Consider the following 11,954-nt stretch of genomic DNA (forward strand, 5'->3'; position numbering starts at 1 on the left):
TGACCGGATGATCGTGGAGAACGGGCCGGGGGCCGGGCGGCCGGAGCGCTACGGGTGGGGCCCCTCCGGGCGGCGGCTCGCCGAACAGGGCCGGTGGGACGAACTGCTGGAACGCTTCCGGCTCGCCAGGGCCCTCGGCGACCCGCTCTCCGGCCCGCTCGGCCACCTGCTCGCGTACGGCGCGCCCGCCGCCCTCGCCGCCCGGCTGTTCGACCCGGACGGCGGGCCCGGCGCCCCCGCGACCGCCGCCGACCACGACGCCGGACCGCTCTGGGAAGTGCTCGCCACCCGCCACCCCCGGGCCGTCCTGGACGCCCTCCCGCTGCCGCCCCCGATCCGCCGGCTCGCCGCCCACACCCGCGCCCTGCTCGGCGAGGACCCCGGCGCCGACGCCCTCGACCCGACCGGGGTGCCGTACCGGCTGCAGCCCTGGGAGGAGGGCGGCTGGGAGCGCGACACCCGGGTCCGCGAGTACCTGCCCGGCGGCGGCGCCCGGCGCGCCCTGCACCTCGCCCCGCCCACCCGCGAAGGGCTCGCCGTCCTCGAACTCCCCAACCCCGGCAGCCGGTTGACCGGCCTCCCGGCCACCGCCGCGCTCGCCGCACTGGCCGACTGGACCACCGCCGTCTGCGTCCGCGGCCGCGCCGCCGACGCCGCCGCCCAACTGGCCGGCGGCCCCGAGGTCACCGGCGGCCGGCTCCCGTTCGCCGCCCTCTACCCCGCCCTGGTCCACCTCGCCTCCGCCCGCCCCGACCGCGGCACCGCCCAGGGGAGGCTCGCCGTCTGGCAGCTGCTCACCGCGATGGACGGCGCCGCCACCCCCTCCCGCCCCCGCGCCGAAGCCCTGGTCGCCCGCCTGCACTGCCTCGCCTGGACCGAACCCGCCGACGACCTCCGCCACCTCCACCTCGCCCTCGAGGACCCCGCCACCGGCCTCGCCTGGGCCCTCTCCGGCACCACCCCCGAACCCGCCTGACCCGGCCCGCCCAGCCGGCACCCGCACCCGCATCCGCTCCCGGAACCGCCGAACCCCCGCCCGCGTGGAGGTTGTTGATCACCACACGAGCGGAGGTCCGATGGGTACGGGGATACGGTCCTGGCGGGGCTGGCGCACCCCGGCGAACGGCTGCGCCTGGGTGCCGCTGACGGTGTGCGCCGGCATCTGGGCGGCGCTCTACGGGAGCGGCACCTCGGACGACGCCTGGCACTGGTGCCTGGTGCAGGACCACGAGGCGCTGCCGGGCCGGCTGCTCACCAAGACGGTGCTGACGGGCATCTGCGTGGCCCTGATGCTGCTGCTCGCCGCCCCGCTGGCCCGCCGGACCGGCAGCGCCTGGTGGCTGTGGCCGGTGCTGCTGCTGGCCGGGTACGGGCTCGGCGCGCTGTACGCGTACGGCATGGGCGGCCTGGCGGACGTCCCTGCGGGGGTGGAGCCGGACTGCGAGCCGATGCCGCGCTGGCCGTTCGGCCCGCCGTACTTCGAGTGGCTCAGGAACCGGTGACGCTCCCGACGGGCCGCTCGGCGCTCCCGGCAGGCTACTTGGCGGTCCCGGCGCTCCCGGCGGGCTGCTCCGCGGTCGGGGCGCCGGGCTGGGCGGGCAGGTCGGTGGCGCCGGGCTCGGCGGTGGCGCTCTCGTCGTAGGGGAGCGCGCCGGAGAGGACGGCGGTCAGCCGGGTGCGGTCGAGCTCGCCCGTCCAGTGGCCGATCAGGACGGTGGCGACCGCGTTGCCCGCGAAGTTGGTGAGCGCGCGGGCCTCGGACATGAAGCGGTCGATGCCGACGATCAGGCCGACGCCGTCGACCAGGGCCGGCTTGTGCGACTGCAGGCCGCCGGCCAGGGTGGCCAGGCCCGCGCCGGTCACGCCCGCCGCGCCCTTGGAGGCGAGCACCATGAACAGCAGCAGCGAGAGCTGCTCGCCCAGCGACATCGGCTTGTCCATCGCCTCGGAGACGAAGATCGACGCCATGGTGAGGTAGATCGCGGTGCCGTCCAGGTTGAAGCTGTAGCCGGTGGGCACCGTGATGCCGACCACCGGGCGGCTCACCCCGAGGTGCTCCATCTTGGCGATCAGCCGGGGCAGCGCGCTCTCCGAGGAGGAGGTGGACAGGATCAGCAGGAACTCCCGGCCGAGGTAGCGCAGCAGGGCGAACACGTTCACCCCGGCGGCCAGCCGCAGCAGCAGGCCCAGCACCACGACCACGAACAGCACGCAGGTGACGTAGAAGCCGACCATGATCACCGCGAGGCTCTTCAGCGCGGCCGTGCCGGTCGCCCCGACCACCGCCGCCATCGCGCCGAACGCGCCGACCGGCGCCACCCACATGATCATCGACATCACCTTGAACACCAGCTTCTGCAGGTGCTCCACGCCGCGCAGCACCGGCGCCCCGGCCGCGCCCATCGCCTGCAGCGCGAAGCCGACCAGCAGCGCCACCAGCAGGGTCTGCAGCACCTGGCCCGCGGTCAGCGCCGACACCAGGGTGGTCGGGATGATCCCGAGCAGGAACTCGGTGGTGGACTCCGCGCCCGCCGCGGCCTGCGCGTGGCCCGACTTGGCCAGCGCCGCGGTCAGGTGCAGCCCGCTGCCGGGCTCCAGCAGGTTGCCCACCAGCAGGCCGATGCCCAGCGCGACCGTCGAGGTCAGCAGGAAGTAGCCGAGCGCCAGGCCGCCGACCCGGCCGACCTTCGCCGCCTTGGTCACCGAGCCGACGCCCAGCACGATGGTGCAGAAGATCACCGGGGAGATCATCATCTTGATCAGGTTGACGAACCCGGTGCCCACCGGCTTCAGCTCCACCGCGAACCCGGGCGCGGCCAACCCGACCACCACGCCCGCGACCACCGCGGCGATCACCGCCAGGTACAGGTAGTGGGTGCGGTCGGCCCGGGCCGCCCGGGGCGGCGTCTCGTGCTGGGTCGGCTGCATGCGTGCGGCTCCTTCGCCGTAGGCTCGGTGGGCGCCCCCGGGGGGAAGGGCGCCGGGCCCGTGGGTGGCGGGCCGCGCACGACTATCCGGCCGCGCCGCGACCGGGGCACGCTTGCGTTCATAGCGTTCACGCGGTGCCCGCCCGCCCGCCGCGCCCGGTCCACACAGGGCCCGCCGGGCCCGCGCCGCTCCCCGGCCTTCGGCGCACCGCCCCCCGGAGTGCACACTGGTCGGCATGCACCCGACCAGCAGCCCGCCGCCGCCACCCCGCCGCCGGCGCAGCCTGGCCGGCCGGCTGCTCGCCGTGCAGGTCGTGATCGTCGCGGCCGTGGTCGCGGGCGGCGCCGTCCTGGCCTACCTGTTCACCGCCCAGCGCGCCGAGGACGCCGCGCTCCGGCAGGCCACCGCCGTCGCCCTCGCCGTCGCCGACACTCCCACCGTCCGGGAGGCCGCCGCCCGGCCCGACCACAGCACCGTCCTGCAGCCGTACGCCGAGCAGGTCCGGGCCGACACCGGCGTCGACTTCATCACCGTGATGGACCCCGACGGCACCCGCTGGACCCACCCCGACCCGGCCCGGATCGGCCGCCCCTTCCTCGGCCACACCGACCAGGCCCGGGCCGGCCGCACCCAGCACGAGACGTACACCGGCACCCTCGGCCCGTCCGTCCGGGTGGTCACCCCCGTCCTGGACGGGCAGCACCGGGTGGTCGCCCTGGTCAGCGCCGGCATCACCGTCGACAACATCACCGCCCGGCTGCGCACCCCGCTGCTCGCCCTGATCGGCGTGGCCGGCAGCGCGCTCGCCCTCGGCGCCGCCGCCAGCTACCTGCTCGCCGCCCGGCTGCGCCGGCACACCCACGGCATGGACGCCGAACAGCTCGCCCACCTGTACGACTACCACCAGGCGACGCTGCACTCGGTCCGCGAGGGCCTGCTGCTGCTCGACCGCGAGCACCGGGTGCTGCTGTGCAACGACGCCGCCCGCCGGCTCCTCCAACCGGCCGGCGAGGTCGACGGCCTGACGGTGCGTCAGCTCGGCCTGCCGGAGTCGCTCACCCGCGCGCTGGAGGGCGCCGCACCGGTCCGGGACGAGGTGCACCTGACCGCCGAGCACGTCGTGCTGCTCAACACCTCCCCGGTCGGGCCCGGCCTCGGCACCGTGGTCACCCTCCGCGACCACACCGAACTCCAGGGCCTCACCGGCGAGTTGGACAACGTCAAGGGCATCGCCGCGGCCCTCGACGCGCAGGCCCACGAGGCCGCCAACCGGCTGCACGCGGTGGTCTCGCTGATCGAACTCGGCCGCCACCAGGAGGCGGTGGAGTTCGCCACCGCCGAACTCGCCCTCGCCCAGCGGCTCACCGACCAGGTGGTCGGCGCCGTCGGCGAACCCGTGCTCGCCGCCCTGCTGCTCGGCAAGGCCGCCCAGGCCGCCGAACGCGGCGTCGACCTCCACCTCACCGCGGACAGCCGGATCGACGACGGCGTGCTGCCCGACCGGCTCACCCCGCGCGACCTGGTCACCCTGCTCGGCAACCTGATCGACAACGCCATGGACGCCGCCATCGAGAACGCCGCCCACGCCGCCCCCGAGGTCCACGTCACCGCCCGCACCGACGACGGCCACCTGCTGCTGCGGGTCGCCGACACCGGCCCCGGCGTCGACCCGGCCGCCGCCGAGGACGTCTTCCGGCGCGGCTGGACCACCAAGCAGCACGGCCGCGGCCTCGGCCTCGCCCTGGTCGCCCAGACCGCCCGCCGCAACGGCGGCGAGGTCCGGCTCGGCGGCGACGGCGGCGGAGAAGGCGACGGCGACGGGGACGGCGTCGGGGGAGCGGTCGGGCGCGGCGCGGTGCTCACCGTCCGGCTGCCGCTGCAGCGCGCGGAGGTGGGCGCCCGGTGACCGGAGAGCCGATCCGCGTCCTGGTGGTCGAGGACGACCCGGTCGCCGCCGACGCGCACGCCCGCTACGTCGCCCGCACCCCCGGCTTCACCGTCGCCGCCGTCGCCCACTCCCGGGCCGAGGCGGTCCGCGCCCTCGAACGCACCCGCACCGCGGGCGCCCCCGTCGACCTGGTGCTGCTCGACCTCTACCTGCCCGACGGCCACGGCCTGCACCTGTGCGCCGCACTGCGGGCCGCCGGGCACGGCGCCGACGTCATCGCCGTCACCTCCGCCCGCGACCTCGCCATGGTCCGGCAGGCCGTCAGCGCGGGCGTCGTCCAGTACCTGCTCAAGCCGTTCGGCGCCGCCGCGCTCGGCGACCGGCTGCGCCAGTACGCCCGCTACCGGGCCAACCTGGACCGCCCCGGGCAGGCGCTCGGCCAGGACGAGGTGGACCGGGCGCTCGCCCTGCTGCGCGGCAGCGACCGCAGCAGCCTCCCCAAGGGCCTGTCCGCCGACACCCTCGACACCCTGGCCGCCGCGCTGCGCGCCGCCCCCGACGGCCTCTCGGCGGGCGCGGCCGGCGAGGCCACCGGCGTCTCCCGGATCACCGCCCGCCGCTACCTGGAGCACCTGGTCGGCACCGGCCACGCCACCCGCGAGCCGCGCTACGGCCAGGTCGGCCGCCCCGAGCTGGGCTACCGGTGGAGCGGCGACTGAGCCGGCGGGGCGGTGGCCTGGGTGGTCGGGACGGCGGCCTGGGCGACCGGGGTCAGCTGCGCTCGGCGAGCACCAGGTAGCGGTCCGGCTCGTCGGTGTAGGAGAGCGGGGCCCAGCCGTTGGCGGCCAGCAGCGGGAAGAGGTGCTCGCGGGCGCGCAGGTCGTCGGGGGTGAGCGGGCGGCCCTTGCGGGCGGCCAGCGCGGCCCGGCCGAGCGGGTGGAAGAGCGCGAGCCGGCCGCCGGGGCGGGTGACCCGGGCGAGTTCGCGCAGTCCGGCGGCCGGGCCGGGCAGGTGCGAGACCAGGCCCGCGCCGAACACCAGGTCGGCGACCGCGTCGGGCAGCGGCAGCCGGGTGCAGTCGGCCAGCAGCAGCGCGGCCGCGTCCCGGTGGGCGGCGGCCCGTTCGAGCATCTCGGGCGTCAGGTCGACGCCCAGCACGGTGCCGGCCGGGCCGACGGCGGCCCGCAGCAGCGGCAGCGCCCGGCCGGTGCCGCAGCCCGCGTCGATCACGAACTGCCCCGGGGCCAGGCCGGTGTCGGCGATCGCGGCGGCGTAGCGCGGGCTGTCGTCCGGGTACTTGCCGTCCCAGCGGGCGGCGCGTTCGGCGAAGAAGGCGCGGGTCTCGGCCAGTTCGCGGGAGTGGGCGGCGGCGGACCGCGGGGTCGGCGAAGTGTCCATGGAGGGGAGGGTACTTGGGCGGGTGTCCGGGCCGGGCGGGCCGGGCGGCGGCCGTGACCGGCGGCGGTCCGGCTCGTTGGGGGAGGCGGGGACGCCGGGCGGGGCCGAAGGGGGCCGGGCGGGGGAGTGCCGGGGCCGGACGGGTGATCCGGGGGCGGCGGGCTCACCCGGACGGGTGATCAACGGGCCCGGTGGCGTCCGCCCCGAACCGCCCGGAGATAAAGTTAGGCTTACCTAACTTCGCAAGGGAGCTCCTGCTGTGACCCTCACCGTCGGCACCCCCGCCGCACCGGCCGGCGACGCGATCCTGCGCCGCCAGCGCATCCGCGAATCGGCCGCCCGCACCTACGCCCGGTCCTTCCCGATCGTCCCGGTGCGCGCGAACGGCATGACGGTCGAGGGCGCCGACGGCCGCCGCTACCTCGACTGCCTCTCCGGCGCCGGCACCCTCGCGCTCGGCCACAACCACCCCGTGGTGCTCGACGCGATCCGCCGCACCCTCGACAGCGGCGCCCCCCTGCACCTGCTCGACCTCGCCACCGCCGAGAAGGACGACTTCACCACCGCCCTGCTGGAGAGCCTCCCGGAGAAGTTCGCCGCCAGGTCCCGGATCCACTTCTGCGGCCCGGCCGGCACCGACGCCGTCGAGGCCGCCCTCAAGCTCATGCAGACCGCCACCGGCCGCCGCGGCGCCCTCGCCTTCACCGGCGCCTACCACGGCATGACCGCCGGCGCCCTCGCCGTCACCGGCAACACCGCCGTCAAGGCCCCGCTGCCCAGCGGCGGCGAAGTCACCCGGCTGCCCTACCCGTACGCCTACCGCTGCCCGTTCGGCGTCGGCGGCGACCGCGGCGCGCAGCTCGCCGCCGCCTACACCGAACGCCTGCTCGACGACCCCTCCGGGGGCGTGCTGCCGCCCGCCGCGATGATCCTGGAGGCCGTCCAGGGCGAGGGCGGCGTCGTCCCCGCCCCCGACCACTGGCTGCGCGAGATGCGCCGGATCACGGCCGAACGCGGCATCCCGCTGATCCTCGACGAGGTGCAGACCGGCGTCGGCCGCACCGGACGGATGTGGGCCGTCGAGCACAGCGGCATCGAACCCGACGCGATGGTCCTCTCCAAGGCCATCGGCGGCAGCCTCCCGCTCGCCGTCGTGGTCTACCGCGACGAGTACGACGGCTGGCAGCCCGGCGCCCACACCGGCACCTTCCGCGGCAACACCCTCGCCATGGCCGCCGGCGCCGCCACCCTCCGCCACATCGCCGCCAACGGGCTGGTCGCCCGCGCCGAGACGGTCGGCGCCCGGATCGCCGCCCGCCTCGACGGCGCCCGCGACCGCCTCCCGCAGATCGGCGACGTCCGCGGCCGCGGCTTGATGCTCGGCGTCGAACTCGTCGACCCCGAAGGCGAACCCGACAGCTGCGGCGCCCACCCCGCCGACCACGCCTTCGCGGTCCGGGTCCGCGAAGCCTGCCTCGCCCGCGGCCTGATCGTCGAACTCGGCGGCCGCCACGACGCCGTCCTGCGCCTGCTCCCCCCGCTCACCATCACCGACGAGCAGGCCGAAGCCGTCCTCGACCGCCTCTGCGACGCCGTCGAGTCCGCCGCACGACAGCCGGTGAACAGCAACCAGTGAGCAGGGAAACGGACGTGACGACAGATCAGATATCCACCAGGGGCGGGGCGATGGACGGGCAGCACCCGGAAGCAGCGGCCGCACTCTCCGGCGGAGCCGCCGGAGCGGAGGCCCTGCGGCCGCTGGTCGCCGAAGTGCTGGCCGGGCTCGCGGCCGGCGCGGCCCGGCGCGGCGGGCCGATCCCGGCCGGGACGCCGGAGCAACTCGCCGCGCAGGTACGGGAAGCACTCGCCGGCGCGCACGGGCCGGCCGCGCTCGGCGCCCTGGCCGAACTGCTGGCGCACGGCGCGGCCGACCCGGCCGACCCGGCGTGCGCCGCGCACCTGCACTGCCCGCCGCTGGCCGTCGCGGTCGCCGCCGACCTCGCGGTCAGCGCCCTCAACCCGTCCCAGGACTCCTGGGACCAGGCCCCCGCCGCCACCGCCCTGGAGAGCGAACTGCTCGCCGAGATGGCCGAGTTGGTCGGCTTCGACCCCGCCCGGGCGGCCGGCGTCCTCACCACCGGCGGCACCGAGTCCAACCTGATGGGCCTGATGCTGGCCCGCGACCAGCGCCTCGGCCCGGACGTCGAACTGAACGGCCTGCCGACGGGCGTCCGCCCCCGGATCCTGGCCTCCGAAGTCGCCCACTTCTCCGTCCAGCGCGCCGCCGCCCTGCTCGGCCTCGGCGAACGCGCCGTCCGCACCGTCCCCGTCGACCGCGACCTGCGGATGGACGCCGGCGCGCTGGCCGACGCCTTCGTCGAAGCGGGCTGGGAGGGCGCCACCCCCATCGCGGTGGTCGCCACCGCCGGCACCACCGACACCGGCGCGATCGACCCGCTCCCCGAGATCGCCGACCTCGCCGCCCGCCACGGCGCCTGGCTGCACGTCGACGCGGCCTACGGCGGCGGGGCGCTGCTCTCCGAACGGCTCGCCCCGCTGCTCGCCGGCCTCGACCGGGCCGACTCGGTCTCCCTCGACTGGCACAAACTCGGCTGGCAACCCGCCGCCACCGGCGTCTTCCTGGCCCGCGAAGCCCGCACCTACGCCTCGCTCGCCCGCCGCGCGGTCTACCTCAACCCCGCCGACGACGAAGCCGCCGGCTACCCCAGCCTGCTCGGCCAGTCCCTGCGCACCACCCGCCGCCCCGACGCCTTCAAACTCGCCGTCACCCTGCGGGTCCTGGGCCGCGACGGCCTCGGCGCCCTGGTCGACCGCTGCCACCTCGCCGCCCGGCAGGCAGCGCAACTCGTCCGCGCCGCACCCGAGTTGGAACTCCACTGCGACCCCGTCCTGACCACCGTGGTCTTCCGCTACGCCGTCCCCGACCCCGCCGACAGCGACCGGGTCAACGCCGAACTCCGCCGCCACCTGCTCCGCACCGGCCGCGCCGTCGTCGGCCGCACCGAACTCCCCGGCCACGGCCCGGGCCGGGTCCGGCTCAAACTCACCCTGCTCAACCCGCACACCACGCAGGAGCAACTGGCCGCCCTGCTGCGGGCGGTGGTCGAAGCCGGGGCGAGTACGCGCGACGGGGGGCAAGGACCGCAAAACCGGTGAACGCGCGCGGCCGCCGCACTAGCCTGGCGCCGTGACGAGTCGGAGCCTGACCTCCCGTACCGGACCGGCCGCCCTCCTGGCGGCCGGCCTCGTGTTCCTCACCGCCTGCACCGGCGGCGGCAGCAGTGGTGGTGACAGCAGCGGCAGTGGCGGCGGCAAGGCGAAACAGGTCGGCTGGTACCGCCTGCTCCCCGACCTCTGCGCGGCGGTGGGCGACCCCGGCCTGCCCGGGAAACTGCGGGACTCCATACCGGTGACCAGCGAGGGCATCCCGAGCGACCCGTCCACGACGCTCAGTTGCAGCTACGACGCCGGCCCGGACACGGAGGACTGGCGGGTCACCGTCGACGCGACGATCTTCAAGGAGGCCCACGGCTGCCACTGGCTGGAGGTCGAGGAGGGCATCGCCAAGTCCCCGATCGGCGGCCCCAAGCCGGACGAGACCCGGACGTACGAGCCGACCGACCCCGGAGGGCTCGGCCAGGAGGCCTACCGGCTGTCGGTCCGGCACCCGCTCACCGACACCATCCCCGGGCCGGTCGACCAGCTGACCCTCAAGTCGGGCGTCTGCGACGGGAACCTGAGCCTGACGGTCGAGGTCGACTACGGTGCGGGCGCGGGGATGTCCGCGGACTACCCGGGCGCGCTCGACAAGGCCGAGGAGGCGTCCCGGAAGAAGGCCGCCGACCTGCTCAAGCGGGCCGAGGAGAAGATGTACGAGCGGGCGATGAGCCCGCAGCCGACGGCTTCCTGACGGACCGTCCCCGCGGCTCCGGCTCCGGGCGGCTCAGACGCCCTCCAGCAGGATCCCCCGGAGGGTCTCCCACTGGTCGGGGTCGGTGGCGACCAGGAGGCCGTTGGGGCCGCCGGGGGCCTGGGGGCGGTAGGGGGTGCCGTCGAAGCGGGCGCTGCGGCCGCCCGCCTCGGTGACCAGGAGGGAGCCGGGGGCGTGGTCCCAGGGGAGGGTGCGCCAGTAGAGCAGGAAGTCGTGCTCGCCGGTGGCGACCAGGGGGTACTCGATGCCGGCGGCGCCGCGGCCGGGGTCGAGGGGGCCGAGGGCGAGGGTGTTGGCGAGCAGGCGGTGACCGGTGGGCGGGGCGAAGTAGCGGGTCTTGAGGATGCCGGTCCACTTCTCGGGGGCGGTGGTGGCCCTCCCCAGGGCGAGCCGCTCACCGTCGCGCCAGGCGCCGGAGCCGAGTTCGGCGGTGTACGCGGTGCGGGTGCAGGGCTGCCAGATCCAGGCGGCGACGGTCTCGCCCCGGCGGACCAGGGAGGCCATCACCGCGTAGGAGGGGCTGCCGGCGACGAAGTTGCGGGTGCCGTCGACCGGGTCGACCAGCCAGGCTGCGGGTTCGGTCGCCAGGGCGAGGGCCAGGTCCGGGTCGGCGGCGACGGCCTCCTCGCCGACCACGGGCACCGGGAGCAGCTCGCGCAGGCGCCGGGCGATGATCCGCTCGGCCTCCCGGTCGGCGACGGTGACGATCTCACCGGGGGCCTTCTCCATCACCTCGCCCTCGGCCAGGGCCCGGAACCTCGGCTCGACCGCCTCTGCCGATGCCTCCACGAGGATCTCGGTGACCTTCTCCATCAACACGCCCGTGCTCCCTTCACCGCCTCCCACTCTCCCATGCCGTGGTGGTGCGGACGGTGCGCAGGTGACGTGCGGGACGGCGACGGGGCGCCGGGACGGCTCACGGGCCGGTCAGGCCGTCGTACTCGGCGCGCACCCGGCGGTCCATGGCGAGGCCGAACTGGGCGTCGTTGACGGCCCGGGCGAGCGGGCGGACGCGCTGGATCAGCTCGGTGAGCCGGGCCGCCTCGGCGGGGGTGAGGTCCTGGACCCGGGTGAGCGCGCCGAGCAGCTGGTCGCGGATCAGGGCGACGAACAGGTCGGCCATCGCGTCCGCGTACTCGGCGGCCCGCCGGCTGACGGCCAGCACGGCGGCCAGCGGCACGCCCTCGTCGACCAGCGCGACGGTGGCGTCCATCAGGCGGCGGCTGACGTGGGTGATGCCGTCGGGGCGGACGGTGATGTAGCCCTGGGCGACGGACTCGGCGGTGTTGGCCTCGGTGAGCTGGTCGCCGAACGCCGCGCGCAGCTCGTCCCAGCCCAGGTGCACGGGCGTCTCGTCCGACCAGGGGGCCACCAGCGCGGCCTGCAGCCCGATCAGTTCGGCGACGTCCCGGCCGTCCTCGCCGGCGCCGATCAGCTCGGCGATGCCGCCCAGCGCGTGGCCGCGCTCCAGCAGTTCGGCGATCAGCCGCAGCCGGGCCAGGTGCTCCTCGCCGTACCAGGCGATCCGGCCCTCCTTGCGGGGCGGCTGGAGCAGCCGTCGCTCGCGGTAGAAGCGTACGGTGCGCACGCTGACGCCGGCCGCCTCGGCGAGCTCGGCGACGCGGTAGGCGCGGGGCCGCTCGTGGTCCTGTTCGATCTCCGCCACGCCGGTCAGCATAGGGGTTGTCCGGCGATTCCCGTCGGGCGCGCGACGCCGGGCATCCCGCCTGGAAGCACCGGCCCAACACCCGAGTACATCCAGTACGAGGGCGTCGGGCCGGCACTCCC

Annotated in this window: 11 protein-coding genes; 7 read left to right on the plus strand and 4 right to left on the minus strand. The window is 76.2% G+C overall.

The window, feature by feature from the left end:
• The first annotated feature begins 7 nt into the window (after window positions 1–7).
• Together OU787_RS28600 and OU787_RS28605 are read left to right on the plus strand one after the other, a co-directional pair.
• Window positions 8–976, plus strand: a complete 969-nt coding sequence (locus OU787_RS28600) for a hypothetical protein (RefSeq protein WP_268661087.1) — start codon at window positions 8–10, stop codon at window positions 974–976.
• 100 nt (window positions 977–1,076) lie between these two features.
• Window positions 1,077–1,502 carry a hypothetical protein gene (locus tag OU787_RS28605; RefSeq protein WP_268661088.1) on the plus strand — a complete coding sequence of 142 codons (426 nt, stop codon included), beginning with the start codon at window positions 1,077–1,079 and terminating at the stop codon, window positions 1,500–1,502.
• Window positions 1,503–1,536: 34 nt separating this feature from the next.
• Here OU787_RS28605 and OU787_RS28610 read toward each other — a convergent pair whose 3' ends face one another.
• On the minus strand, window positions 1,537–2,928 hold the full coding sequence (locus tag OU787_RS28610) for a cation:dicarboxylate symporter family transporter (RefSeq protein ID WP_268661089.1): 1,392 nt from the start codon (window positions 2,926–2,928) through the stop codon (window positions 1,537–1,539).
• 235 nt (window positions 2,929–3,163) lie between these two features.
• On the opposite strand from OU787_RS28610, the gene OU787_RS28615 reads away from it, so the two are divergent.
• Together OU787_RS28615 and OU787_RS28620 are read left to right on the plus strand one after the other, a co-directional pair.
• Complete coding sequence (locus OU787_RS28615) at window positions 3,164–4,834, plus strand: sensor histidine kinase (protein WP_268661090.1); 1,671 nt, start codon at window positions 3,164–3,166, stop codon at window positions 4,832–4,834.
• Entirely contained in the window at window positions 4,831–5,535 is a 705-nt protein-coding gene (locus OU787_RS28620) for a response regulator (RefSeq protein ID WP_030462174.1), read from the plus strand. Before OU787_RS28615 ends, OU787_RS28620 begins: the two co-directional genes overlap by 4 nt.
• A 52-nt stretch (window positions 5,536–5,587) precedes the next feature.
• Here OU787_RS28620 and OU787_RS28625 read toward each other — a convergent pair whose 3' ends face one another.
• Entirely contained in the window at window positions 5,588–6,214 is a 627-nt protein-coding gene (locus tag OU787_RS28625; RefSeq protein ID WP_030462173.1) for a class I SAM-dependent methyltransferase, read from the minus strand.
• Between the two features lie 259 nt (window positions 6,215–6,473).
• Between OU787_RS28625 and OU787_RS28630 the strand changes: the two genes are divergently transcribed.
• Genes OU787_RS28630 through OU787_RS28640 form a run of 3 tightly spaced genes read left to right on the plus strand, consistent with a single transcriptional unit; the run spans window position 6,474 to window position 10,145 of the window.
• On the plus strand, window positions 6,474–7,850 hold the full coding sequence (locus tag OU787_RS28630; protein ID WP_268661091.1) for a diaminobutyrate--2-oxoglutarate transaminase family protein: 1,377 nt from the start codon (window positions 6,474–6,476) through the stop codon (window positions 7,848–7,850).
• Window positions 7,851–7,900: 50 nt separating this feature from the next.
• Window positions 7,901–9,391, plus strand: a complete 1,491-nt coding sequence (locus OU787_RS28635) for a pyridoxal phosphate-dependent decarboxylase family protein (RefSeq protein ID WP_268661942.1) — start codon at window positions 7,901–7,903, stop codon at window positions 9,389–9,391.
• Between the two features lie 31 nt (window positions 9,392–9,422).
• Entirely contained in the window at window positions 9,423–10,145 is a 723-nt protein-coding gene (locus OU787_RS28640) for a hypothetical protein (protein WP_268661092.1), read from the plus strand.
• 33 nt (window positions 10,146–10,178) lie between these two features.
• Here OU787_RS28640 and OU787_RS28645 read toward each other — a convergent pair whose 3' ends face one another.
• Window positions 10,179–10,979, minus strand: a complete 801-nt coding sequence (locus OU787_RS28645; RefSeq protein WP_268661943.1) for an inositol monophosphatase family protein — start codon at window positions 10,977–10,979, stop codon at window positions 10,179–10,181.
• 103 nt (window positions 10,980–11,082) lie between these two features.
• Window positions 11,083–11,844 (minus strand): MerR family transcriptional regulator, encoded by a 762-nt coding sequence (locus tag OU787_RS28650; RefSeq protein WP_051817321.1) that lies wholly within the window; start codon window positions 11,842–11,844, stop codon window positions 11,083–11,085.
• Window positions 11,845–11,954 lie beyond the last annotated feature (110 nt).

Origin of the sequence: Kitasatospora sp. YST-16, assembly GCF_026802215.1 — a bacterium.
Classification (GTDB): Bacteria; Actinomycetota; Actinomycetes; order Streptomycetales; family Streptomycetaceae; genus Kitasatospora; species Kitasatospora cineracea.

Coding starts and splice junctions, on each gene's coding strand:
- OU787_RS28600 (WP_268661087.1), top strand. CDS start 8: ATGATCGTGGAGAACGGGCCGGGGGCCGGGCGGCCGGAGCGCTACGGG.
- OU787_RS28605 (WP_268661088.1), top strand. CDS start 1,077: ATGGGTACGGGGATACGGTCCTGGCGGGGCTGGCGCACCCCGGCGAAC.
- OU787_RS28610 (WP_268661089.1), bottom strand. CDS start 2,928: ATGCAGCCGACCCAGCACGAGACGCCGCCCCGGGCGGCCCGGGCCGAC.
- OU787_RS28615 (WP_268661090.1), top strand. CDS start 3,164: ATGCACCCGACCAGCAGCCCGCCGCCGCCACCCCGCCGCCGGCGCAGC.
- OU787_RS28625 (WP_030462173.1), bottom strand. CDS start 6,214: ATGGACACTTCGCCGACCCCGCGGTCCGCCGCCGCCCACTCCCGCGAA.
- OU787_RS28635 (WP_268661942.1), top strand. CDS start 7,901: ATGGACGGGCAGCACCCGGAAGCAGCGGCCGCACTCTCCGGCGGAGCC.
- OU787_RS28645 (WP_268661943.1), bottom strand. CDS start 10,979: ATGGAGAAGGTCACCGAGATCCTCGTGGAGGCATCGGCAGAGGCGGTC.
- OU787_RS28650 (WP_051817321.1), bottom strand. CDS start 11,844: ATGCTGACCGGCGTGGCGGAGATCGAACAGGACCACGAGCGGCCCCGC.